Origin of the sequence: Pseudomonas sp. GZD-209, assembly GCF_049310485.1 — a bacterium.
GTDB classification, from domain to species: Bacteria; Pseudomonadota; Gammaproteobacteria; order Pseudomonadales; family Pseudomonadaceae; genus Aquipseudomonas; species Aquipseudomonas sichuanensis.
In genome coordinates, this window is sequence record NZ_JBMOWQ010000149.1 from 1 (window position 1) to 23,641 (window position 23,641).

General features: G+C 63.9%; 20 protein-coding genes. 17 read left to right on the forward strand and 3 right to left on the reverse strand.

Features of this window, described 5'->3' with window-relative positions; all coding sequences use genetic code 11:
- Positions 1-64: 64 nt before the first annotated feature.
- Positions 65-625 (reverse strand): response regulator transcription factor, encoded by a 561-nt coding sequence (locus ACO6VM_RS17470; protein WP_390968401.1) that lies wholly within the window; start codon positions 623-625, stop codon positions 65-67.
- Positions 625-1,881 (reverse strand): ATP-binding protein, encoded by a 1,257-nt coding sequence (locus ACO6VM_RS17475; protein WP_110993463.1) that lies wholly within the window; start codon positions 1,879-1,881, stop codon positions 625-627. Before ACO6VM_RS17475 ends, ACO6VM_RS17470 begins: the two co-directional genes overlap by 1 nt.
- Positions 1,882-2,080: 199 nt before the next feature.
- On the opposite strand from ACO6VM_RS17475, the gene ACO6VM_RS17480 reads away from it, so the two are divergent.
- The 13 genes from ACO6VM_RS17480 to ACO6VM_RS17540 all read left to right on the forward strand — a co-directional run bounded on the left by ACO6VM_RS17480 (position 2,081) and on the right by ACO6VM_RS17540 (position 17,859).
- Positions 2,081-2,797 (forward strand): SIMPL domain-containing protein, encoded by a 717-nt coding sequence (locus tag ACO6VM_RS17480; protein ID WP_125465366.1) that lies wholly within the window; start codon positions 2,081-2,083, stop codon positions 2,795-2,797.
- A gap of 312 nt (positions 2,798-3,109) precedes the next feature.
- On the forward strand, positions 3,110-4,735 hold the full coding sequence (locus ACO6VM_RS17485; protein ID WP_125465367.1) for an ABC transporter substrate-binding protein: 1,626 nt from the start codon (positions 3,110-3,112) through the stop codon (positions 4,733-4,735).
- Positions 4,736-4,952: 217 nt separating this feature from the next.
- Positions 4,953-6,545 carry an ABC transporter substrate-binding protein gene (locus tag ACO6VM_RS17490; RefSeq protein ID WP_401059766.1) on the forward strand — a complete coding sequence of 531 codons (1,593 nt, stop codon included), beginning with the start codon at positions 4,953-4,955 and terminating at the stop codon, positions 6,543-6,545.
- Between the two features lie 164 nt (positions 6,546-6,709).
- Positions 6,710-8,086 (forward strand): OprD family porin, encoded by a 1,377-nt coding sequence (locus ACO6VM_RS17495; RefSeq protein WP_422403573.1) that lies wholly within the window; start codon positions 6,710-6,712, stop codon positions 8,084-8,086.
- Between the two features lie 71 nt (positions 8,087-8,157).
- Positions 8,158-9,753, forward strand: coding sequence for an ABC transporter substrate-binding protein (locus tag ACO6VM_RS17500; protein ID WP_401059770.1), 1,596 nt, complete (start codon positions 8,158-8,160; stop codon positions 9,751-9,753).
- A gap of 74 nt (positions 9,754-9,827) precedes the next feature.
- Positions 9,828-10,838, forward strand: a complete 1,011-nt coding sequence (locus tag ACO6VM_RS17505; RefSeq protein WP_125465371.1) for an ABC transporter permease subunit — start codon at positions 9,828-9,830, stop codon at positions 10,836-10,838.
- Between the two features lie 10 nt (positions 10,839-10,848).
- Positions 10,849-11,775, forward strand: coding sequence for an ABC transporter permease subunit (locus ACO6VM_RS17510; RefSeq protein WP_110993470.1), 927 nt, complete (start codon positions 10,849-10,851; stop codon positions 11,773-11,775).
- A 10-nt stretch (positions 11,776-11,785) separates the two neighbouring features.
- Complete coding sequence (locus ACO6VM_RS17515; RefSeq protein ID WP_125860121.1) at positions 11,786-12,754, forward strand: ABC transporter ATP-binding protein; 969 nt, start codon at positions 11,786-11,788, stop codon at positions 12,752-12,754.
- The gene (locus ACO6VM_RS17520; protein ID WP_401059773.1) at positions 12,754-13,722 is read left to right on the forward strand and encodes a peptide ABC transporter ATP-binding protein; all 969 of its coding nucleotides are present in this window, start codon (positions 12,754-12,756) and stop codon (positions 13,720-13,722) included. The genes ACO6VM_RS17515 and ACO6VM_RS17520 overlap by 1 nt, the downstream gene beginning before the upstream one ends.
- A 349-nt stretch (positions 13,723-14,071) precedes the next feature.
- A complete protein-coding gene (locus ACO6VM_RS17525) occupies positions 14,072-14,881 on the forward strand; it encodes a helix-turn-helix domain-containing protein (RefSeq protein WP_401059775.1) in 810 nt (269 codons plus the stop codon).
- A 64-nt stretch (positions 14,882-14,945) separates the two neighbouring features.
- Positions 14,946-16,352, forward strand: a complete 1,407-nt coding sequence (locus ACO6VM_RS17530; protein WP_401059777.1) for an NAD(P)/FAD-dependent oxidoreductase — start codon at positions 14,946-14,948, stop codon at positions 16,350-16,352.
- Between the two features lie 33 nt (positions 16,353-16,385).
- On the forward strand, positions 16,386-16,727 hold the full coding sequence (locus ACO6VM_RS17535; protein ID WP_125465379.1) for a cupin domain-containing protein: 342 nt from the start codon (positions 16,386-16,388) through the stop codon (positions 16,725-16,727).
- A gap of 52 nt (positions 16,728-16,779) precedes the next feature.
- Positions 16,780-17,859 (forward strand): polyamine ABC transporter substrate-binding protein, encoded by a 1,080-nt coding sequence (locus tag ACO6VM_RS17540; protein ID WP_390968418.1) that lies wholly within the window; start codon positions 16,780-16,782, stop codon positions 17,857-17,859.
- Between the two features lie 33 nt (positions 17,860-17,892).
- Here the strand turns inward: ACO6VM_RS17540 and ACO6VM_RS17545 are convergent, their stop codons facing one another.
- Entirely contained in the window at positions 17,893-19,476 is a 1,584-nt protein-coding gene (locus ACO6VM_RS17545; RefSeq protein ID WP_110993477.1) for a peptide chain release factor 3, read from the reverse strand.
- 607 nt (positions 19,477-20,083) lie between these two features.
- On the opposite strand from ACO6VM_RS17545, the gene ACO6VM_RS17550 reads away from it, so the two are divergent.
- From ACO6VM_RS17550 to ACO6VM_RS17565, 4 genes are read left to right on the forward strand one after another with little or no spacing between them, the layout of a single operon-like run.
- The gene (locus tag ACO6VM_RS17550) at positions 20,084-20,797 is read left to right on the forward strand and encodes an ABC transporter permease (protein ID WP_125860127.1); all 714 of its coding nucleotides are present in this window, start codon (positions 20,084-20,086) and stop codon (positions 20,795-20,797) included.
- Positions 20,798-20,809: 12 nt separating this feature from the next.
- Entirely contained in the window at positions 20,810-21,721 is a 912-nt protein-coding gene (locus ACO6VM_RS17555) for a glycine betaine ABC transporter substrate-binding protein (RefSeq protein ID WP_422403574.1), read from the forward strand.
- The gene (locus ACO6VM_RS17560) at positions 21,718-22,371 is read left to right on the forward strand and encodes an ABC transporter permease (protein WP_401059782.1); all 654 of its coding nucleotides are present in this window, start codon (positions 21,718-21,720) and stop codon (positions 22,369-22,371) included. Before ACO6VM_RS17555 ends, ACO6VM_RS17560 begins: the two co-directional genes overlap by 4 nt.
- The gene (locus ACO6VM_RS17565; RefSeq protein WP_401059784.1) at positions 22,368-23,525 is read left to right on the forward strand and encodes a betaine/proline/choline family ABC transporter ATP-binding protein; all 1,158 of its coding nucleotides are present in this window, start codon (positions 22,368-22,370) and stop codon (positions 23,523-23,525) included. The genes ACO6VM_RS17560 and ACO6VM_RS17565 overlap by 4 nt, the downstream gene beginning before the upstream one ends.
- Positions 23,526-23,641 lie beyond the last annotated feature (116 nt).

Consider the following 23,641-nt stretch of genomic DNA (forward strand, 5'->3'; position numbering starts at 1 on the left):
ACGATCGCGGGGCAAGCCCGCTCCCACAAAACACTCGTGGGAGCGGGCTTGCCCCGCGATGCCTTTAGCGCCGTACCGGACGCTTCTGCAATTTGCGCTGCAAGGTGCGCCGGTGCATGCCCAGCGCTCGCGCGGTGGCAGAGATATTGCCTTCATGCTCGCCGAGCACGCGCTGGATATGCTCCCACTGCAAGCGATCCACCGACATCGGGTTTTCCGGCACCAGGGCATCCAGGTCGGTATGCTCCGACAGCAGTGCCGCCAGCACATCGTCGGCATCTGCAGGTTTGCACAGGTAGTTGCAGGCCCCGCGCTTCACCGCTTCGACCGCAGTGGCGATGCTCGAGTAACCGGTCAGGATCACCACGCGCATCTCCGGGTCCAGCTCCAGCAGCTTGGGCAGCAGCACCAGGCCCGAATCGCCTTCCATCTTCAGGTCCAGCGTGGCGTAGTCCGGCAGGTCCTGCTCGGCCAGCTTCAGGCCCTCCTCGGCAGAGCCAGCGGTACTCACGCGGAAACCACGGCGGCTCATGGCCCGCGCCATGACCCGGGTGAAGGTGGCATCGTCATCCACCAGCAGCAGGTGCGGCAGTTCTTCGCCTTCGACCTGGTTTTCTTCGCTCATCATTCATCTCCTCGCTTGCCATGGGGCAGGCGCAATTCGGTCAGGGTGCCACCCTGCTCATGACTATAGAGTTTCACCGAACCGCCCGCACGCGTCACGCTGGCCTTGCTCAAGAACAGGCCCAGGCCGAAGCCTTTGCCCTTGGTGGTAATAAAGGGTTTGCCGATCGCTTCGGCAATGGCCGGCGGCATGCCGGGGCCATGGTCGCGGATGCTGATGACGATATCCTGGGCGTCCCAGTCAAGGCGCACCTCCAGGTCGTCCGGGCAAGCATCGGCGGCATTGTTCAACAGGTTCAGCAGGGCCTGGGTCAGGTCGGGCGGCGGCGCCAGCCGCGGTACCTGGCCATCACGCAGGCGCTGGAAACGGTAACTGGCTTCAGGGCGCATCAGGTGCCAGCGGTTGAGCGCTTCGTCGAGCCAGGCCGTGACGTCTTGCTCGACGATGGCCAGGCGGCGGTTGGCTTCGGCAGCGCGCACCAGTTGCTGCAGGGTTTCCTTGCACAGCTTGACCTGGTCCTGAAGGATCTGCAGGTCTTCCTGCAGCAACGGATCGGTGTGGTCCTGGCGCATTTCGTTGAGCAGAACGCTCATGGTCGCCAACGGCGTGCCCAACTCATGGGCGGCACCGGCGGCCTGGGTGGCCACCGCCAGCAGTTGTTCATCGCGCAGGCTCTCTTCACGGCGCTCGGCACGCAGGTGCTCCTGGCGGCGCAACTCCTCGGCCATGCGTGCGGCGAAGAAGGTAATCACCGCCGCGGCCAGGGCGATACTCAGCCACATGCCGTAGACCTGCATGGTGTCGCGCGACTGCGGCAAGGTTTCCAGCGGGTAGAACTGCACCAACAGCAGGCTGTAGGCCACCAGGGCGATGCCCGACAGCACCAGCGAGTAGATCCACGGCAGGGTGACGGCGGCGATCGCCAGCGGCACCAGGTAATAAGAGACGAAGGGGTTGGTCGAACCACCGGAGTAATACAGCAGCGCGCTGTGGATCAGCAGGTCGCAGGCCAGCTGCAGCGCATATTCGAGTTCGGTGACCGGCAGTGACAGGCGCAAGCGCACGGCGGTGAACGCGCACAGCAGCGACGACAGGGCCAGGGTGACCACCAGCGAGAACCATGGCAGGGGCAGCAACTCGGTCCAGTAGGCCACGCCCACGGAACCGGCCTGGGCAGCCAGCACAAGGATGCGGATGAAGGTCAGGCGCCAAAGGTTCTGGCGTGTAGCGGACAGCGGATGTGCGGCGGCGAGCATGAGCTCTCCCGATGAGGCTCCAAGAAAATCGGCTGGAGTATACCGAAGCCAGGCGCTTCGCTGCAGCGATGCGGCAAAGCGCCACACTTTGTCACAGATTCATGATGGCATTTTTGAACCCACTACACTGTCCCCGGTCTGATCGGCCATGCGTGGCACGAACGTTCTAACCACGCTTTTCATTGCCAAGGAGCTACACATGCACATTTCCCGTCGCGGCAAAGCCTTCGCCCTGTCCTGCGGCCTGCTTGCCACCCTGCCCGCCGTGGCCGCCGACGAGCCACGCTACAACCAGGTGTCGCTGCGCGCCGAAGTCAGCAAGGAAGTCGCCCGCGACCTGATGGTCGTGACGCTGTACAGCGAAGCGCAGAACAGCGACCCGGGCAAGCTCGCCAAGCAGATCACCGAAACCATGAACAAGGCCGTGCAGCAGGCCCGTGACGTGAAGGACGTGAAGATCAGCCAGGGCAGCCGCAACAGCTACCCGATCTACGACACCAAGGGCCAGAAGATCACCGGCTGGCGTGAGCGCGCCGAGCTGCGCCTGGAAAGTGCCGATTTCCCGGCCCTGTCCAAGCTCACCGGCGAACTGCTGCAAGACCTGAAAATGGGCGGCATGGACTTCTCCATCGCCCCGGCCACCCGCAAGACCAGCGAAGACGAGCTGCTCAAGGATGCCGTGGCCGCGTTCAAGGCCCGCGCCCAGCTGGCCACCGAAGCGCTCGGCGGCAAGGGCTACAAGGTGGTCAGCCTGAACCTCAACAGCAGCGGCTACCCACGCCCGTACCTGCGCAGCGCACCGATGGCGATGATGGCCAAGGCTGCCGACGAAGCGGCGCCAGCGCCTGATATCGAGGCCGGCACCAGCGAAGTCAGCATGAGCGCCGATGGCCTGATCGAAGTCCAGGTGCCCTGACCCCTCCAAGTGGATGTCCGGGGCGGTGAAATCCGCCTCGGACAGCACTTTCCGACTATTCCTACGCACCAATCAGATGCGTCCGCCTGTCACCGAAAATGCGAAACATCTTGAAATTCTTGTCATTTCAGGCCGCGCAAACGATCAACATTCGGCAAACTTATATTTTTGCGACATCCGTGTACGACCGTCCCACGTTTTGCCGCCAACCACCCTGCTGAGTGTTGCATTGGGAATAGCCCCTGCATAAGTATCCGCAGGTCGGCTCACGAGGCCGCCTCACTCTAAAAAAATGACAACAATGAGGCCACCATGCTCAAACACGCAGTCATTCCGTTCCTGGTCGGCGCAGGCTTGCTAGCCGGCGCTCCCTCCGCCCTCGCCGCGACCAACCTGGTGTTCTGCTCCGAAGGCAGCCCGGCCGGCTTCGACCCAGGCCAGTACACCACCGGAACCGACTTCGACGCCTCGGCTGAAACCATTTTCAACCGGCTCACGCAATTCGAACGTGGCGGCACCGCGGTGATTCCGGGCCTGGCCACCAAGTGGGAAGTGTCCGACGACGGCAAGGCCTACGTCTTCCACCTGCGTGAAGGCGTCAAGTTCCACACCACCGACTACTTCAAGCCGACCCGCGAATTCAACGCCGACGACGTGCTGTTCACCTTCAACCGCATGCTCGACAAGGACCAGCCGTTCCGCAAGGCGTACCCCACCGAATTCCCGTACTTCACCGACATGGGCATGGACAAGAACATCGCCAAGGTCGAGAAGGTCGATGACCACACCGTGAAGTTCACCCTCAACGAGGTCGACGCCGCGTTCATCCAGAACCTGGCCATGAGCTTCGCCTCGATCCAGTCGGCCGAATACGCCGACCAGTTGCTCAAGCAAGGCAAGCCTGCCGACATCAACCAGAAGCCGATCGGCACCGGCCCGTTCGTGTTCAGCAAGTACCAGAAGGACGCGCAGATCCGCTACAAGGGCAACAAGGACTACTGGAAGCCCGAGGACGTGAAGATCGACAACCTGATCTTCGCCATCAGCACCGACGCTTCGGTACGCATGCAAAAGCTCAAGAAGAACGAGTGCCAGGTCACCCTGTTCCCCCGCCCGGCCGACATCCAGCCACTGAAGCAGGACCCGAAGCTGAAGATGCCCGACCAGGCCGGCTTCAACCTCGGCTACATCGCCTACAACGTGATGGACAAGGTCAAGGGCAGCAACGAGCCTAACCCGCTGTCGCAACTCAAGGTGCGTGAAGCCCTGGACATGGCGGTGAACAAGCAGCAGATCATCGAGTCGGTGTACCAGGGCGCCGGCCAGCTGGCGGTCAACGCCATGCCGCCAACCCAGTGGTCCTACGACACCACCATCAAGGATGCAAAGTACGACCCCGAAAAGGCCAAGCAACTGCTCAAGGAAGCCGGCATCAAGGAAGGCACCGAGATCACCTTGTGGGCCATGCCGGTGCAACGCCCGTACAACCCCAACGCCAAGCTGATGGCCGAAATGCTGCAGTCCGACTGGGCCAAGATCGGCATCAAGGCCAAGATCGTCAGCTACGAATGGGGTGAGTACATCAAGCGCTCCAAGGGCGGCGAGCAGGGTGCCATGCTGATTGGCTGGAGCGGCGACAACGGTGACCCGGACAACTGGCTGGGCACCCTCTATGGCTGCGACGCCATGGACGGCAACAACTTCTCCAAGTGGTGCTACAAGCCGTACGACGACCTGATCAAGCAAGCCAAGGCCACCCCCGACCAGGCCAAACGCACCGAGCTGTACAAGCAGGCGCAGCACATCCTCAAGGAACAGGTGCCGATCACCCCGATCGCCCACTCCACCGTGTATCAGCCCATGAGCACGTCCGTGAAGGACTTCAAGATCAGCCCCTTCGGCCTGAACTCCTTCTACGGGGTAAGCGTGGACAAGTAACGGCCATGCTCGCCCCGCCCGCACGGATTGCGGCGGGGCGATTACATGACCGGGCGACGCGTAGGACTTTTCCATCGCAGTCGCCGGAATGCTCCCGCTCCCATATCAGTCTCTGAACCATGGCTCCCACGCCTTGACGACTCTATCGTCAGGGCCGGGATGTCATCGCCGCGCTTTGCCTGTCGCGGCCAGAAAAGACCAGGACAAAGGATTTGCCATGCGCCCTACCACGCTGTGCTCCACCCTCTTTGCACTCGGCCTGCTGAGCCACGCACCGCTGACACTGGCCAACAACCTGGTGTTCTGCTCCGAAGGCAGCCCGGCAGGCTTCGACACCGCCCAGTACACCTCGGCCACCGACAACGATGCCGCCGAACCGATCTACAACCGCCTGGTCGAGTTCGAGCGCGGCGGCACCGCCGTGCATCCGGCCCTGGCCACCGACTGGCAGGTCTCCGACGACGGCCTGCGCTACACCTTCCACCTGCGGCCCGGGGTCAAGTTCCACGCTAACAAGGGCTTCCAGCCCACCCGCGACTTCAACGCCGACGACGTGCTGTTCACCTTCAACCGCATGCTCGACAAGCAGCACCCGTTCCGCCAGGCCTACCCCACCGAATTTCCGTACTTCATCAGCATGGGGCTGGACAAGAACATCGCCAAGGTCGAGAAGACCACCCCGCTGACCGTGGTGTTCACCCTCGACAAGGTCGATGCCGCGTTCATCCAGAACCTCGCCATGGCCTTCGCCGCTATCCTCTCCGCCGAATACGCCGAACACCTGCTGGCCGAGGGCAGGCCGAGCGACATCAACCAGAAACCGATCGGCACCGGCCCGTTCGTGTTCCAGCGTTACCAGAAAGACGCGCAGATTCGCTACAAGGGCAACAGGGACTATTGGGCACCCGACCAGGTAAAGCTCGACAACCTGGTGTTCTCCATCAACATCGACCCGTCGGTACGCATCCAGAAGCTGCGCCGCAACGAATGCCAGGTCACCCTGCACCCGCGCCCGGCCGACCTGCCCGCACTCAGGCAGGACGGCAAGCTGCAGGTGCTGCAGCAGCCCGGCTTCAACCTCGGCTACATCGCCTACAACACCCAGCACCCGCCCTTCGACCGCCTCGAAGTACGCCAGGCCATGGACATGGCGGTGAACAAGCAGGCGATCATCCAGGCCGTCTACCAGGAAGCCGGGCAACTTGCGGTCAACGCCATGCCGCCCACTCAATGGTCCTACGACGACTCGCTCAAGGACGCACCTTTCGACCCGCAAAAGGCCAAGGCCCTGCTCAAGCAGGCCGGGGTCAAGGAAGGCACCGAGATCACCCTCTGGGCCATGCCCGTGCAGCGCCCCTACAACCCCAACGCCAAGCTCATGGCCGAAATGCTCCAGGCCGACTGGAGCAAGCTCGGCTTCAAAGTGCGCATCGTCAGCTACGAGTGGGGTGAATACCTCAAGCGCATGAAAAGCGGTGAACACGATATCGCCCTGATCGGCTGGACCGGCGACAACGGCGACCCCGACAACTGGCTGGGCACGCTCTACAACTGTGACGCCATCGGCAGCAACAACTACTCGCTGTGGTGCGACCCGCAGTACGACGCGCTGGTCAAGCAAGCCAAACAGGTCACCGACCGCGAACAACGCAGCGCCCTCTACCAGCAGGCCCAGCAACGACTCAAGCAACAGGTGCCGATCACGCCCGTGGCCCACTCCACGGTCAACCAGCCACTGAGCAGCAAAGTCAACGACTTCAAGGTCAGCCCCTTCGGACGCAACGTTTTCTCCGGCGTCAGTATCGATTGACCCCTGCATTGTCTGGCCGGGAGTGCCACCCCACTCCCGCGGCCGCGTGCAGCCTGGATTTGCCTGGCGACCCCAGGCGAATACCTGCAGTACCGCGTCACCGTTGCAGGCCCGGCCCACGAGGCACGGGTGATAACTAAAAGAATAGAAAGGGAGCTTTGCACTTGAAACACTCCACGAAAACCGCACTGGCCTTGTCCATCGGCGCCTTCTGCGCCCTGGCCCAGGCCGAACCGATGAGCCAGGACTTCGTCCCCACCACGCTCAAGTCCAGCAGCGAACAAGCCGAGGCCAAGGGCTTCATCGATGGCCAGAGCCTGTCCGGCAGTACCCGCAACTGGTATGCCCGCGAACGCGCCACCCGCGCGCCACTGTGGAAGTACTACAAGAGCGACGGTACTCGCCAGCCCACCCACAGCCGCGACAACTGGGTGCAGGGCACCATCCTCAACTACAGCTCTGGCTTCACCGAGGGCACCGTGGGCTTCGCCGTCGAGGCCGCCGCCTACAACGCCGTTGCGCTGGAGCGCGGTCGTGCCGCCGTGGCCGGCCCCAACAACCGCACGCTCACCCACAGCGACGGCGACGTGATCGGCCAGTGGAGCAAGATGGGCCTGGGCAACGTCAAGGCGCGGGTGTCCAACACCACCCTCACCGTCGGCCGCCAGTCGGTCGACACCCCGATGATCGCCTACATCGGCAACCGCGCGCTGCCGTCGAGCTTCCAGGGTGCGTTCCTGCACAGCGCCGAGTTCGACAACCTGTCGTTCGACCTGGGGACCTTCGACCGCGTCTCGCCACGTACCGAGCAGAGCCTGAGCAAGTTCCGCAGCGAATACGGCAATGGCGTGGAAACCGACCGCGCCAGCACCACCGGTATCAACTACCAGCCGCTGAAGAGCCTGAGTACCAGCCTGTACGCGACCAAGGTCGACGACTTCTGGAACCAGTACTACTTCGGCGCCAACCATGTGCTGGGCGACAGCGCGGTGCTGAGCCTGACCACCGGCTTGAACTACTACAAGACCGTAGACGCCGGCAGCAAGAAGATGGGCGAGATCGACAACGACACCTACAGCCTGTCGTTCGGCCTGACCCATCAGGCCCACACCCTGAGCGCGTCGTGGCAGCAGGTGAATGGCAACGAGTACTTCGATTACCTGCATGAAACCAACGGCATCTACCTGGCCAACTCGCTGCTGTCGGACTTCAACGGCCCCAACGAGAAATCGCTGCAGATCAGCTACGTGCTGAACATGGCGCCCTACGGTGTGCCGGGCCTCAAGTTCAACCTGTACAACGCCCGCGGCTGGGGCATCGACGGCACCCACTACAAGGGTAACGTCTACGACGTGAAAGGCCTCGACGGCGAAACCCACTACGAGTGGGGCTTCGGCACCAGCTACGCGGTGCAGAGCGGCCCGCTGAAGGACACCAGCATCCGTGCCACCTACACCGCCCACCGCGCCAGCAAGGCCCAGGGCGATGGCAGCCTCGACGAGTTCCGCCTGGTCACCACCATTCCATTCAACATCCTCTGACCGCTGGCGCCACGGCCCGACTCCCCACGGGCCGTGGCGGCTACGCTGGAATAGCACTGCAGGGAGGTTTCATGAAATCGTTACCGCTACGCGCTGCCCTGGCAGCGGTCATCCTGGGCGCTGCATCCACGGTTGCGGCCAAGCCGCTGGTGGTGTGCACCGAGGCCAGCCCCGAGGGCTTCGACATTGTCCAGTACACCACCGCCGTCACCGCCGACGCCTCGGCCGAGACCATCTTCAATCGCCTGGTCGACTTCAAACCAGGCACCACGGATATCCAGCCGGCCCTGGCCACCCACTGGGACATCAGCCCGGACGGCCTGGTCTACACCTTCCACCTGCGTGAAGGCGTGAAGTTCCACAGCACCGACTACTTCACCCCCACCCGCGATTTCAACGCCGACGACGTGCTGTGGAGCCTGAACCGCCAGCTCAGGCCAGACCACCCGTGGCACGCCAAGAGCAGCGTCGGCTACCCCTATTTCGAGAGCATGGCCTTCAAGGACCTGCTCAAATCGGTGGAGAAGACCGACGACCACACCGTGGTGATCACCCTGACCCGCCCGGAAGCACCGTTCCTGCATGACCTGGGCATGGCCTTCACCTCGATCTACTCCGCCGAATACGGCGACCAGTTGCTCAAGGCCGGCAAAACCGCCGAGCTCAACAGCAAGCCCATCGGCACCGGCCCGTTCGTCTTTCAGCGCTACAACAAGGACGCCCAGGTCCGCTACAAGCCCAACCCGGACTACTTCCGTGGCAAGCCACCGGCCGACGCTCTGATCTTCGCCATCGCCACCGACAGCAATGTCCGCCTGCAAAAACTGCGTGCCAACGAGTGCCAGGTGGCGCTGTACCCCAAGCCTGACGACGTGTCCTCGATCAAGGCCGACCCGAAACTCAAGGTTGCCGAGATCGAAGCGCTGGTCACCGGCTACATCGCGATGAACACCGAGCACAAGTACCTGAGCGACGTCCGCGTGCGCAAGGCGATCAACATGGCCTTCGACCGCCAGACCCACGTCGACCAGTTGTTCGGCAAGGGCAACGCGATGGTAGGGGTCAACCCGTATCCACCGTCCATGCTCGGCTACAACAGTGCCAACCAGAACCCGCCCCACGACCTGGACAAGGCTCGCGCCCTGCTCAAGGAAGCCGGCGTACCGGAAGGCACCGTGATCACCCTGTTCACCCGCAATGGTGGTGGCGCGACCAACCCCAACCCACGCCTGTCCGCAGAAATGCTCCAGGCCGACCTGGCCAAGGTCGGCATCAAGCTCGATATTCGCGTGATGGAATGGGCCGAAATGTTGCGCCGAGCCAAGAACGGCGAGGCCGACCTCGTGTCAACCGGCTGGGCCGGTGACAACGGCGACCCGGACAACTTCCTCAGCCCGCTGCTCAGCTGCGATGCGGCAAAATCCGGCGAGAACTATGCACGCTGGTGCAACCCCAAGTTCCAGCAGTTGATCACCCGCGCCCGCGAAGCCATCGACAACGACGAACGCGCCAAGCTCTATAGCGAAGCGCTGGCGGTGTACGATGAGGACCAACCGTGGATCAGCATGGCCCACCCGAAGATGTTCACTGCGATGCGCGAGAACGTCGAGGGCTACGTGATCAACCCACTGACCAACAATAACTTCGCCACCACCAAGGTGAAGTAGAACAACAACGACCGCCGGCGATCTGCAAGGCAGCCGGCGGCTGTGCCCTTAGTGGCTGATGAGGTACCCCCAACATGTTGAGTTTCATTGCCCGGCGTCTGGGCCTGCTGATCCCGACCTTCTTCGGTATCACCCTGCTGACCTTCGCGCTCATACGCCTGATCCCCGGCGACCCTGTCGAAGTGATGATGGGCGAACGCAGGGTCGACCCCGAAATGCACGCCCAGGCCATGGAGCGCCTGGGCCTGAACAAACCGCTCCCGGTGCAGTACCTGGACTACGTCGGCAAGCTTGCCCAGGGCGATCTCGGTGAGTCGCTGCGCACCCGCGAAAGCGTCTGGCACGAGTTCACCACGCTGTTCCCGGCGACCCTCGAGCTGGCCTTTGCCGCCCTGCTGTTCGCCGGCATCATCGGCCTGCTGGCCGGGGTAATCGCCGCGCTCAAGCGTGGTTCGCTGTTCGACCACGGCGTCATGGGCATCTCGCTGGCCGGCTACTCCATGCCGATCTTCTGGTGGGGCCTGATTCTGATCATGTTCTTCTCCGTGAGCCTGGGCTGGACGCCAGTTTCCGGGCGCATCGACCTGCTTTACGACATCGAGCCTAAGACCGGCTTCATGCTCATCGACACCCTGCTCAGCGACGAAGAAGGGGCGTTCAAGGACGCGCTGATGCACCTGATCCTGCCGGCCATCGTGCTGGGCACCATCCCGCTGGCGGTGATCGCCCGCATGACCCGCTCGTCGATGCTCGAAGTGCTGCGCGAGGATTACATCCGCACCGCCCGCGCCAAAGGCCTGTCGCCCGCCCGCGTGGTGTTCATCCACGGCCTGCGCAACGCCCTGATCCCGGTACTGACCGTGTTCGGCCTGCAGGTCGGCACGCTGCTGGCCGGCGCCGTGCTCACCGAAACCATCTTCTCCTGGCCGGGCATCGGCAAATGGCTGATCGAAGCCATCGGCGCCCGTGACTACCCTGTGGTGCAGAACGGCATTCTGCTGATCGCCTGCCTGGTGATCCTGGTCAACTTCGTCGTGGACATCCTCTACGGCCTGGTCAACCCACGCATCCGCCATCAGCGCTGAGGACTTCGTCATGACCAGCCCGATTCCAAAATCCGTCACCCCGCCAGCCGCGGTTGACCAAAGTTTGCTCTACCCCTCGCCCTACAAGGAGTTCTGGCAGGCCTTCTCGCGCAACAAAGGCGCGGTGGCCGGCCTGGCCTTCATGACCCTGGTGGTGTTCTGCGCACTGTTCGCCCCCTGGGTGGCACCGCACAACCCCAGCGAGCAGTACCGCGACTTCCTGCTCACGCCACCGGTGTGGCTCGAAGGCGGCACCTGGCAGTTCATCCTCGGCACCGACGAGCTGGGCCGCGACCTGCTTTCGCGGCTTATCCAGGGCGCACGCCTGTCGCTGCTGATCGGCCTGTCGTCGGTGGTAATGTCGCTGATCCCCGGCATCCTGATGGGCCTGTTGGCCGGGTTCTTCCCGCAGATCCTCGGCCCGTCGATCATGCGCCTGATGGATGTCATGCTCGCCCTGCCCTCGCTGCTGCTGGCCGTGGCCATCGTCGCCATCCTCGGCCCAGGCCTGATCAACACGGTGATCGCCATCGCCATCGTCTCGCTGCCGTCCTACGTGCGCCTGACCCGCGCCGCGGTGATGGGCGAGCTGAATCGTGACTACGTGACCGCCGCACGCCTGGCCGGCGCCAGCCTGCCACGGCTGATGTTCGTCACCGTGCTGCCCAACTGCATGGCACCGCTGATCGTGCAGGCCACCTTGAGTTTCTCCTCGGCAATCCTCGACGCCGCCGCCCTGGGCTTCCTCGGCCTTGGCGTGCAGCCGCCCACCCCTGAGTGGGGCACCATGCTGGCCTCGGCGCGCGACTACATCGAGCGCGCCTGGTGGGTGGTGAGCCTGCCCGGCCTGACCATCCTGCTCAGTGTCCTGGCCATCAACCTGATGGGCGACGGCCTGCGCGATGCGCTGGACCCGAAACTCAAGAACGCCGCCTGAGGAGAGCGCCATGTCACTGTTGCAGATCAACAACCTGAACGTGCGCTTCGGCGACGCCAATGCAGTACCTGTGGTGGACGGCCTCGACCTGAACGTGGACGCCGGCGAGATCCTCGCCATCGTCGGCGAGTCCGGCTCCGGCAAATCGGTCACCATGATGGCCCTGATGGGCCTGATCGACGCCCCCGGGCGCATCACCGCCGATGCTCTCACCTTCGACGGCACCGACATGCTCAAGCTCAGCGGCCGGCAACGGCGCAAGGTGGTGGGCAAGGACATCGCCATGGTCTTCCAGGACCCGATGACCGCGCTCAACCCCAGTTACACCGTGGGCTACCAGATCGAGGAAGTGCTGCGCCAACACCTCGGGCTCAAGGGCAAGGCCGCCCGCCAGCGGGCCCTGGAGTTGCTGAAAAAAGTCGAGATCCCGGGCGCCGAAAGCCGCCTGGACGCCTACCCGCACCAACTGTCCGGTGGCATGAGCCAACGGGTGGCGATCGCCATGGCCATCGCCGGTGAGCCCAAGCTGCTGATCGCCGACGAACCGACCACCGCGCTGGATGTGACCATCCAGGCGCAGATCATGGAGCTGCTGGTCAACCTGCAGAAAGAGCGCAACATGGCGCTCATCCTGATCACCCACGACCTGGCCGTGGTCGCCGAGACCGCCAAGCGCGTGTGTGTGATGTATGCAGGCCAGGCCGTCGAGGTCGGCCAGGTGCCGGAACTCTTCGACATCCCCGCCCACCCCTACAGCGAAGCGCTGCTGGCGGCCATCCCCGAGCACAGCATCGGCGCCGAACGCCTGGCCACCCTGCCCGGCATCGTCCCCGGCCGCTACGACCGCCCGCAGGGTTGCCTGCTGTCGCCACGCTGCCCTTACGTGCAGGACAACTGCCGCCGCCAACGCCCCGCCCTCGACCCGCAGGCCCATAGCCTGGTGCGTTGCTTCTACCCGCTCAACCAGGAGGTGGCGTGATGGCCGTCGTTCTTTCAGCCCGTGAGCTGACCCGTCACTACGAAGTGTCCCGCGGCCTGTTCAAGGGCAATGCCCTGGTGCGCGCGCTGAACGGCGTATCGTTCGAACTGGAGGCTGGCAAGACCCTGGCCGTGGTCGGCGAATCGGGTTGCGGCAAGTCGACCCTGGCCCGTGCCTTGACCTTGATCGAGGAGCCGTCGTCCGGCTCGCTGCAGATCGCCGGCACCGAGGTCAACGGCGCCGGCAAGGCCGAGCGCAAGCAACTGCGCCGTGATGTGCAGATGGTCTTCCAAAGCCCCTACGCCTCGCTCAACCCGCGGCAGAAGATCGGTGACCAGTTGGCCGAGCCACTGCTGATCAACACCTCGCTGAGCAAGGCCGAGCGCCGCGAAAAAGTGCAGAAGATGATGGAGCAGGTGGGCCTGCGCCCCGAGCACTACCAGCGCTACCCGCACATGTTTTCCGGTGGTCAGCGCCAGCGCATCGCCCTGGCCCGGGCGATGATGCTGCAGCCCAAGGTGCTGGTGGCGGATGAGCCGACCTCGGCGCTCGACGTGTCGATCCAGGCCCAGGTGCTGAACCTGTTCATGGACCTGCAGAAGGAGTTCAACACCGCCTACGTGTTCATTTCCCACAACCTGGCGGTGGTGCGCCATGTGGCTGATCAGGTGCTGGTGATGTACCTGGGCCGGCCGGCGGAGATGGGGCCGAAGGAGGATATCTATGAAAAGCCCCTGCATCCGTACACCCAGGCGCTGTTGTCGGCGACACCGGCGATCCATCCGGACCCGCTGAAGCCGAAGATCCGCATTGCCGGTGAGCTGCCCAACCCGCTGAATCCACCGGATGGCTGCGCGTTCCACAAGCGTTGCCCGTATGCGACCGAACGTTGCGCCAAGGAGGTGCCGGCGCTGAGGCAGGTAGGTACAAGGCAAGTGGCCTGCCACTACGCCGAGCAGTTCCTGTAAACGTCATCGCGGGGCAAGCCCGCTCCCACGAGCCCGCACAGGCCTCGTGGGAGCGGGCTTGCCCTTTCTCAATGCATGAAGAACCAGATCAGGATGATTACCGGAATCGGCACACCGATCATCCACAGCAGTATCGAGCGCATGATGCTTCTCCTCGTTCGTGGTCTACCAAGGTCCGTGCAGCGCTCATGCCAGTTGTGTCAAAAAATGACATCCATATGAAACAAGGCCTTAGCTGTTAAGCCGCTGTGATTCGCCGTGCAAAATGCCGGATTACCGCTTGGCCTCGAAGGCGTTCTGCAATGCCTGGCCTTGTCACCCGCAAGCGGGCCAATGCACTATCGCTGCCATGACCTCGACCACCCTCCCCGACGGCCCCGGGCAAACCCCGCTCACCGCCGACACCGTCATGCGCTACCACCTGTGCTGGAAGCATCGCGACCTGGACGGGGTGATGGCGCTGTACCACCCGGATATCCAGTACCACGACTTCTTCCAGAACCGCGTGCTCGGCCATGACGAGCTGCGCGACTACGTGCGCGCCTGCCTGCCCCACGAGGCCGGCGAGGACATCGTCCACAGCGACCGCATTCGCGTCGACGGCTGCACCGCGTTCATCCAGTACCAGGTCACCGTGCAGGGTGGCGAGGGGCTGGTGGCGTTCCAGTCCAGCGAGGCGATCACGGTCAAGGACGGGCTGATCTGGCGGATCAACGAATACGCAACGCTGGTGCGCCGGCACGCCAAGGGCAGCCAGACCGACGGCCCACGCCCGGCCACCAGCCGCCTGGGCCTGTCGCCGCGCCAGCTGTCGACCATGGCCCAGGACCTGGAGCACTACTTCAATCACCAGCGCCCCTACCTGGACCCCGAGCTGGACCTGCAACAAGTGGCCGACGAAAGCGGCTACAGCCGCAACCAGATTTCCTACCTGCTCAACCAGGTGCTGGGCCAGAGCTTCTACCGCTACGTCAACCAGGCGCGCCTGCAATACCTGATGGCCGGCCTGGACAACGGCAGCGCCGAAGCCCCTATCGACCAGCTGGCGTTCAATGCCGGGTTCAACTCGCTGTCGGCGTTCTACAAGTGCTTCCGCGAACACACCGGGCTGTCGCCCAAGGCCTACCTCAAGCAAATTTCCCTGCGTGCACGCACGTAAGACAGCCATCGCAACGCACTAATAGGATCGCCCACAGACCAAGACGGATGTGGAGCACGACCCGATGCAACCCCTGCGCACGATCAGCCTGTGGATGGACCAGCTCGATGAGCCGCTGTGCGCACGCCCGGCACTGCGCGCAGACCTGGACCTCGATGTATGCATCATCGGCGCTGGCTACACCGGGCTGTGGACCGCCTACTACCTCAAGCGCCAGGCCCCGCAGCTGAACATCGCGGTGATCGAGGCCAACATCGCCGGCTTCGGCGCCTCCGGGCGCAATGGCGGCTGGCTGATGGGCAACCTGCTGGGCGAGGACCGCCTGCTGGCCAGCCTGTCACCGCAACAGCGCCGCGCCAGCATCGACCTGCTGCACGGTGTCCCCGACGAAGTGCACAGCGTGCTGCAGCGCGAAGGCATCGACTGCGACTACCGCAAGGGCGGCGTGCTCTACTGTGCAGCCCGCTACCCGGAGCAGGAACGCAGCCTGCGCGCCTGGCTGGACGACCTGTATCGCCAGGGCATGACCGAGGACGACTACCACTGGCTGCGCCCCGAGCAGCTGGATGCGCACCTGCGCATCAGCAACCCCTACGGCGCGATCTTCAGCCCGCACACCGCGACCATCCAGCCGGCCAAGCTGGTGCGCGGGCTGGCCAAAGCAGTGGAGAACCTGGGTGTAGCCATCTACGAAAACACCCCGGCCATCGACTGGCAAACCGGCGAAGTACGCACACCCTTGGCGCGCATCCGCAGCCACTGGGTCGTGCCGGCAGTGGAGGGCTATGCCGCCAGCCTGCCGCCGCTCGGGCGCCATCAGTTGCCCGTGCAGAGCCTGCTGGTGGCCACCGAACCGCTGCCGGAATCGACCTGGGAGCAGATCGGCTTGAGCCAAGGGCAGGCCTTCAGCGAAAACAGCCGCCAGGTCACCTACGGCCAGCGCAGCGCCGATAACCGCCTGGTGTTCGGCGCCCGCGGTGGCTACCGCTTCGGCGGCCGGCTACGCGAAGATTTCACCCTCACCGACAGCGAAGTCGACCTGCGTCGCTACCTGTTCGGCGAGCTGTTCCCGCAACTCAAGCACGTGCGCATCACCCATTCCTGGGGCGGTAACCTGGGCATGGCCCGGCGCTTCAGGCCGCACATGCTCTGCGACCGCCAGCGTGGCATCGCCCTGTCGGGCGGCTACGGCGGCGAAGGCGTCGGTGCCACCAACCTCGGCGGGCGCACCCTGGCGGCGCTGATCCTCGGCCAGCACAACGCCCTCACCGCCCAGCCCTGGGTACATGACAACCGCCCGCTGGCCAGCCTGGCCAGCTGGCCGCCCGAGCCGTGCCGCTGGCTGGGCTACAACGCGATCATCCAGAGTTTCGTCCACGAGGACCGGACCCTCGCCAGCCCGGCCAGCGCCCCCTGGCGGCGGCGCCTGGCCAGCGGGCTGGCCGACTTCATGGAAGGCTTCATGCACTGACTTCCCCCTCCACCACAACAGGATCCACCGGTCATGAGCATCACCCAGTTCAAGCACACCGACAGCGCCATCCTGCAGAGCTGCAACCCGGTCGCCGTGCCCCTCGGCGAGCCGGTCGCAGTCACCTCGGTCACCTGCGTCGAACGCAGCGACGGGGTCGAGACCGGCATCTGGGAATGCACCCCCGGGCGCTGGCGGCGGCAGATCGTGCAACAGGAGTTCTGCCATTTCATCAAGGGCCGCTGCACCTTCACCCCCGACGGTGGCGAGCCCCTGGTCATAGAAGCCGGAGACGCACTGATGCTACCGGCCAACAGCGTCGGCACCTGGGACATCCAGGAGACCGTACGCAAGACCTACGTTCTGATCTTCTGATCCGCTGATCGCCTGCCTTCGATAACAACAGACAAAGCAAGGTAACCCCGACATGCGCACGCTCCTTCTCGCTCCCCTGATGCTGGCCGCCAGCGTGGCCAGCGCCGCCGACACGGTGAAGATCTACAACTGGTCGAGCTACATCGCCCCCGACACCCTGAAGAACTTCCAGCAGGCCAGTGGCATCGTGCCGACCTACGACGTGTTCGACAGCAACGAGACCCTCGACGGCAAGCTGATGACCGGCAACTCCGGCTACGACGTGGTGTTCCCCTCCAACCACTTCATGGCCCGGCAGATCCAGGGCAAGGCCTTGAAGAAGCTCGACAAGTCGCAGCTGCCCAACTGGAAGAACCTCAACCCGGTGCTGCTCAAGGCCCTGGAGGTCAACGACCCGGGCAACCAGTACGGTTTCCCGTACCTGTGGGGCAGCACCGGCATCGGCTACAACATCGACAAGGTCAAGGCGGTGCTGGGCGACAACGCCCCGGTCGATTCCTGGGACCTGATCTTCAAGCCCGAGTACATCGGCAAGCTGAAAAGCTGCGGCGTGGCGGTGCTGGACAACGGCCCCGAACTGCTGCCGATCGCCCTGCATTACCTGGGCTTGCCGCAGCACAGCCAGGACCCCGCCGACTACGACAAGGCCAAGGCGCTGCTGATGAAAGTGCGCCCGTACATCAGCTACTTCCATTCGTCGAAGTACACCGGCGATCTGGCCAATGGCGATGTGTGCGTGGTGGTGGGTTTCTCGGGCGACGTGCTGCAGGCGAAGAATCGCGCCGAAGAGGCGAAGAATGGGGTGAAGGTGGGGTATTCGATCCCCAAGGAAGGCGCACCGTTGTGGTTCGACATGGTCGCCATGCCGGCCGATGCCCCGGACGAAAAGGCGGGCTACGCCTACATGAACTACCTGCTGCAACCTGAGGTGATGGCGGGCATCAGCAATTTCGTGCAGTACGCCAATGGCAACCAGCAGGCCGACGCGAAGGTGGACCCGGCCATCAAGGGCAACACGATGATCTACCCGAGCGAGGATGTGATGGGCAAGCTGTATGCCCTGGAGGCGATGCCGGCGAAGATTGACCGCATCAGGACGCGGATCTGGACCAGTATCAAAGCCGGCAACTAGAAACTACGTGGGAGCGGGCTTGGGCCTTCAGTATCAGTGATGCTCGCGGGTCGCGCGGAACTTCACATCCGGCCAGCGCTCTTCCATCAGCGACAGGTTGACTCGGGTCGGCGCCAGGTAAGTCAGGTGCCCGCCACCGTCGATGGCCAGGTTTTCCATGGCCTTGTTCTGGAAGTCCTCGAGCTTCTTCTTGTCATCGCAGCTGATCCAGCGCGCCGACCACACGGTGATGGGCTCGTAGGCGCACTCGACCTTGTACTCTTCCTTCAAACGGCTGGCGACCACATCGAACTGCAGCACACCGACCGCACCCAGGATGATGTCGTTGCTGCGCTGGGGGAAGAACACCTGGGTCGCACCCTCTTCCGCCAGCTGCTGCAGGCCTTGGCGCAGCTGCTTGGATTTCAGCGGGTCCTTCAGGCGCACGCGGCGGAACAGCTCTGGGGCGAAGTGCGGGATACCGGTGAAGCCCAGCGCCTCGCCTTCGGTGAAGGTGTCGCCGATCTGGATGGTGCCGTGGTTGTGCAGGCCGATGATGTCGCCGGCGAAGGCTTCTTCGAGCTGCTCACGCTCGGAGGAGAAGAAGGTCAGCGCATCGCCGATGCGCAGGTCCTTGCCGGTGCGCACGTGGCGCATCTTCATGCCCTTTTCGTACTTGCCCGAGCAGATGCGCATGAAGGCGATACGGTCGCGGTGTTTCGGGTCCATGTTCGCCTGGATCTTGAACACGAAGCCCGAGAATTTCTCTTCCACCGGCTCCACGGTACGCTCGTGGGCCACACGTGCCAGCGGGCGCGGCGCCCAGTCGACCACCGCGTCGAGCACATGGTCGACACCGAAGTTGCCCAATGCGGTACCGAAGAACACCGGGGTGAGCTGGCCGTTGATGAACTCGTCCTGGTCGAACTCGTGGCAGGCGCCCTGCACCAGCTCCAGTTGTTCGAGGAAGCGCTCGTATTCGTCACCCAGGTGCGCGCGGGCTTCATCGGAGTCGAGCTTTTCGATGATCTTCACCGCGGTACGCTCGTGGCCGTGGCCCGGGGTGTAGACGATGATGTAGTCGCCCGCCAGGTGGTACACGCCCTTGAAGTCGCGGTAGCAACCGATCGGCCAGGTGATCGGCGCGGCCTTGATCTTCAGTACTGCCTCGATTTCGTCGAGCAGCTCGATCGGGTCGCGGATATCACGGTCGAGTTTGTTGATGAAGCTGACGATGGGCGTGTCGCGCAGGCGGCAGACGTCCATCAGGGCGATGGTGCGCGGCTCTACACCCTTACCGCCGTCGAGCACCATCAGCGCCGAGTCCACCGCGGTCAGGGTGCGGTAGGTATCTTCCGAGAAGTCTTCGTGGCCGGGGGTGTCGAGCAGGTTGATCATGTGCTCGCGGTAAGGGAACTGCATCACCGAGGTGGTGATGGAGATGCCGCGCTGCTTCTCCATTTCCATCCAGTCGGAGGTGGCGTGGCGGTCGGACTTGCGCGACTTCACGGTGCCCGCGACGGAGATCGCCTTGCCCATCAGCAGGAGCTTCTCGGTGATGGTGGTCTTACCGGCGTCGGGGTGGGAAATGATTGCGAAAGTGCGGCGCTTCGCGACTTCGGCGGCCTGGTTGGTCATGGGAAATCGCCTGACTGGGGGATTAAAAAAGGGGCCGTATCATACCTGAAGTTGGCCCTAGACCAAAATTTGCGGAACCAGCGGCACCTGTTCCGGCCCTTTCGCGGGTGAACCCGCTCCCACAGGTACTGCACTCGGCCTGAGGTCAGTGGAGAGCTCAGGTGCTGCATGGGTATCGCGCAAGGCTCGGGGCAATGCAGCACCCTGAGGGAGCGGGTTTACCCGCGAAAGGGCCGGCACTGCCACAACAAATTCATCAGGTAATCGCTTTATCACGGCAAATGGCCAAGCCCCAGTTATTTCAACGCCTGTAGCGCATTAACCTGCTGTTTTTTCTCGCCAATGTTCCTTCACCCCAGTGATTAACACTGGCCAAATGCCGTCTCAGATGGGAACCTTTACGCCCACGGAGACGTCCACTCCCCTGCAACCCGCTTCGGTTGGGGGACTGGTTTCATCAGCATTTTCGGGCCCGACGGGGTTCGGCTCATGGCGTGATCGCGGCGTTCTGCCCGCCTCGCGCTGCTACTCGCGTTCACACCGCCCGCCGCCAGGAATGGCCGGCCACACGGGGGTGCGAGCGCCGACTACAAGAAGGAGTCCGCCTGTGGCTGCACGCTACGGAAAAGGGCTGTTGGGATGGGCCGCCGTGCTCGTCATCCTGGCCCTGCTGGTCCACTGGATCGGCATCGATACGATCGCCCGCTACCGCGACGATCTTGCTTTCTACCTGCAAGCGCACCTGATGCTGGTGCTGGCTTCGATGGCGGCGGCGTTGGCCGTGGGCATCCCCGCCGGCATTGCCCTGAGTCGACCGCAACGGGTCGACAAAGCCGAACGCTTCATGCAGTTTTTCAACATTGGCAACACCATTCCTCCCCTGGCCGTCCTGGCCATCGCCCTGAGCGTTCTGGGCATCGGCGCAGGTCCTGCGATCTTCGCGCTGTTCCTCGCCTCGCTGCTGCCCATCGTGCGCAACACCTACGAGGGCCTGAAAAACGTCCCTGCCTCGCTCAAGGAAGCCGCCACCGGCATCGGCATGACCCCGCGCCAGCAGTTGTGGCAGGTGGAGCTGCCCAACGCCGTGCCGATCATTGTCGGCGGCGTGCGGGTGGCCCTGGCCTTGAACGTGGGCACTGCGCCCCTGGCGTTCCTGATCGGCGCCAACAGCCTGGGCAGCCTGATCTTCCCCGGCATCGCCCTGAACAACCAACCGCAGCTGTTGCTCGGTGCCGCGTGCACCGCACTGCTGGCCCTGGTGCTCGACGCGCTGGTGAGTGCCTCCAGCAAACGCTGGCTGGAACGCGGCCTGGCCCACTAAAAAAGGGAACCCATGAACAAGACAATCGCCTTGCTGCTGGGCGCGGCCCTGCTGTACGCAGGATTTGCCCAGGCAGCGGAAAAACCGCTGATCCACGTCGGCGCGCGGATGTTCACCGAACAGACCGTGCTTGCCGAAATCACCGCCCAGTACCTGCGTGCCAACGGCTTCGAGGTACGCGTGACCACCGGCCTTGGCAGCAACATCGCGCGCCAGGCGCAGGAGACCGGCCAGCTCGACCTGATGTGGGAATACACCGGCGTGTCGCTGGTCTCCTACAACCATATCGACGAGCGCATGCCCAACGCAGACGCCACCTACGCCCGGGTGAAAGCACTCGATGGCAAAAAAGGCCTGGTCTGGCTGACCCCGTCGAAGTTCAGCAACACCTATGCCCTGGGCCTGCCCAAGCAGGTTGCCGAGGCCTATCCGCAGATCAACACGATCAGCGACCTCAACCAGGTACTGCACGACGAGCACCAACGCCTGCACCTGGTTGCGCTGGACACCGAGTTCGCCAACCGCCCCGATGGCCTGGTCGGCCTGCGCGAGCGTTACGGCCTGCCGCTGGACCGGCGCAATATCCGCCAGATGGACGGCGGCCTGGTGTACACCGCGATGCGCAATAACCAGGTATTCGCCGGCCTGGTCTACACCACCGACGGGCGCCTGAACGCGTTCAACCTCAAGCTGCTCGAAGACGACAAGCACTACTTCCCCGACTACACCGCCGCCCCGGTGCTGCGCCAGGCCGTGCTCGACGCCCACCCGCAACTGGCCACGCTGCTCAAGCCACTGGCCGAACAGCTGGATGACGAGACCATGCGCCAGCTCAACGCCAAGGTCGATGTCGAGCACCAGAGCCCGACCGTGGTCGCCGCAGCGTTCCTGCAAGCGCACCCACTCAGCGAGGTGAAACCATGAACTTGCTCGACACCTTCGCCCACCTGGACTGGGCCCAGGTCCTGCAACTGACCGGGCAGCACATCACCCTGGTCGGCATCGCGGTGGGCCTGGCGATCCTGGTCGGCGTGCCGCTGGGCATCCTGATGACCCGCTTCCCGTCACTGGCCGGCCCGCTGCAGGCCAGCGCCACGGTGCTGCTGACCATTCCGTCGATCGCCCTGTTCGGCCTGCTGCTGCCGTTCTACTCGAAGTTCGGCCAGGGCCTCGGCCCGCTGCCGGCCATCACCGCGGTGTTCCTTTATTCACTGCTGCCGATCCTGCGCAACACCTACCTGGCCCTGACCAATGTCGAGCCCGGTATCCGTGAGGCCGCGCGCGGCATCGGCATGACCTTCGGCCAGCGCCTGCGCATGGTCGAGCTGCCCATCGCCGTGCCGGTGATCCTCGCCGGCGTGCGCACCGCCGTGGTGATGAACATCGGCGTGATGACCATCGCCGCCACCATCGGCGCCGGCGGCCTGGGCGTGCTCATCCTCACCTCCATCAGCCGCAGCGACATGTCGATGCTGCTGGTCGGCGCCGTGCTGGTCAGCCTGCTGGCGATCGTCGCCGACCTGCTCCTGCAAATCCTGCAACGTGCCCTGACTCCAGAAGGACTGCGCCCATGATCGAACTGAAGAACCTCAGCAAGACCTTCCACGCCAACGGCAAAGAGGTCAAAGCCGTCGATGCCGTGAACCTCACCGTCAACGAAGGCGAGATCTGCGTGTTCCTCGGCCCCTCGGGCTGCGGCAAGAGCACCACGCTGAAAATGATCAACCGCCTGATCACCCCCACCTCGGGCCAGGTGTTCATCAATGGCGAGGACACCAGCGGGCTGGACGAAGTGACCCTGCGCCGCCGTATCGGCTACGTGATCCAGCAGATCGGCCTGTTCCCCAACATGACCATCGAGGAAAACATCACCGTCGTGCCGCGCCTGCTCGGCTGGGACAAACAGCAATGCCACGACCGCGCCCGTGAACTGATGAGCATGATCAAGCTGGAGCCCAAGCAGTACCTGCAGCGCTACCCGCGCGAGCTGTCCGGTGGCCAGCAACAGCGCATCGGGGTGATCCGCGCACTGGCCGCCGAGGCGCCGGTGCTGTTGATGGATGAGCCATTCGGCGCGGTCGACCCGATCAACCGCGAGCTGATCCAGAACGAGTTCTTCGAGATGCAACGGGCGCTGAACAAGACCGTGATCATGGTCAGCCACGACATCGACGAGGCGATCAAGCTGGGCGACAAGATCGCCATCTTCCGCGCCGGCAAGCTGTTGCAGCTGGATCACCCGGACACCCTGCTGGCGCACCCGGTGGACGACTTCGTCAGCAACTTCGTCGGCCAGGACAGCACGCTCAAGCGCCTGCTGCTGGTGCGTGCCGAAGATGCGGCGGACAACGCGCCGTCGGTGAGCCCGCAAACGCCGGTGGCCGATGCGCTTGAGCTGCTGGATGAACACGACCGCCGCTATGTGGTGGTGACTGACGGGCAGAACAAGGCGCTAGGCTATGTGCGCCGGCGCGACATGCATCGCCAACAGGGCACCTGCGGCGACTTCCTGCGGCCGTTCAACGCCACGGCATCGCACGATGAACATCTGCGCATCCTGTTGTCGCGGATGTACGAGTTCAACCGGGCGTGGCTGCCGGTGCTGGATGCCGAACAGGTGTTCCTCGGGGAGGTGACGCAGGAGTCGATTGCGGCGTACCTGAGTTCCGGGCGCTCGCGGGGGGGCAAGACCAGTATCGTGTCGCCGGCTGAGGCGGTGGCCTCCTGATAGCCCAATCGCGGGGCAAGCCCGCTCCCACGATCTGCGACCTGGCGTGGGAGCAAATGTCTTGCTCACAACTTAAAGACCTGGCGCGATCCCTGTGGGAGCGGGCTTGCCCCGCG

Excerpts from the sequence above, each read along its gene's own strand:
- ACO6VM_RS17505 (WP_125465371.1), top strand. The coding sequence starts at position 9,828 with ATGTTGAGTTTCATTGCCCGGCGTCTGGGCCTGCTGATCCCGACCTTC.
- ACO6VM_RS17535 (WP_125465379.1), top strand. The coding sequence starts at position 16,386 with ATGAGCATCACCCAGTTCAAGCACACCGACAGCGCCATCCTGCAGAGC.
- ACO6VM_RS17525 (WP_401059775.1), top strand. The coding sequence starts at position 14,072 with ATGACCTCGACCACCCTCCCCGACGGCCCCGGGCAAACCCCGCTCACC.
- ACO6VM_RS17500 (WP_401059770.1), top strand. The coding sequence starts at position 8,158 with ATGAAATCGTTACCGCTACGCGCTGCCCTGGCAGCGGTCATCCTGGGC.
- ACO6VM_RS17555 (WP_422403574.1), top strand. The coding sequence starts at position 20,810 with ATGAACAAGACAATCGCCTTGCTGCTGGGCGCGGCCCTGCTGTACGCA.
- ACO6VM_RS17485 (WP_125465367.1), top strand. The coding sequence starts at position 3,110 with ATGCTCAAACACGCAGTCATTCCGTTCCTGGTCGGCGCAGGCTTGCTA.
- ACO6VM_RS17520 (WP_401059773.1), top strand. The coding sequence starts at position 12,754 with ATGGCCGTCGTTCTTTCAGCCCGTGAGCTGACCCGTCACTACGAAGTG.
- ACO6VM_RS17560 (WP_401059782.1), top strand. The coding sequence starts at position 21,718 with ATGAACTTGCTCGACACCTTCGCCCACCTGGACTGGGCCCAGGTCCTG.
- ACO6VM_RS17565 (WP_401059784.1), top strand. The coding sequence starts at position 22,368 with ATGATCGAACTGAAGAACCTCAGCAAGACCTTCCACGCCAACGGCAAA.
- ACO6VM_RS17545 (WP_110993477.1), bottom strand. The coding sequence starts at position 19,476 with ATGACCAACCAGGCCGCCGAAGTCGCGAAGCGCCGCACTTTCGCAATC.
- ACO6VM_RS17530 (WP_401059777.1), top strand. The coding sequence starts at position 14,946 with ATGCAACCCCTGCGCACGATCAGCCTGTGGATGGACCAGCTCGATGAG.
- ACO6VM_RS17510 (WP_110993470.1), top strand. The coding sequence starts at position 10,849 with ATGACCAGCCCGATTCCAAAATCCGTCACCCCGCCAGCCGCGGTTGAC.
- ACO6VM_RS17480 (WP_125465366.1), top strand. The coding sequence starts at position 2,081 with ATGCACATTTCCCGTCGCGGCAAAGCCTTCGCCCTGTCCTGCGGCCTG.
- ACO6VM_RS17490 (WP_401059766.1), top strand. The coding sequence starts at position 4,953 with ATGCGCCCTACCACGCTGTGCTCCACCCTCTTTGCACTCGGCCTGCTG.
- ACO6VM_RS17540 (WP_390968418.1), top strand. The coding sequence starts at position 16,780 with ATGCGCACGCTCCTTCTCGCTCCCCTGATGCTGGCCGCCAGCGTGGCC.
- ACO6VM_RS17515 (WP_125860121.1), top strand. The coding sequence starts at position 11,786 with ATGTCACTGTTGCAGATCAACAACCTGAACGTGCGCTTCGGCGACGCC.
- ACO6VM_RS17475 (WP_110993463.1), bottom strand. The coding sequence starts at position 1,881 with ATGCTCGCCGCCGCACATCCGCTGTCCGCTACACGCCAGAACCTTTGG.
- ACO6VM_RS17470 (WP_390968401.1), bottom strand. The coding sequence starts at position 625 with ATGAGCGAAGAAAACCAGGTCGAAGGCGAAGAACTGCCGCACCTGCTG.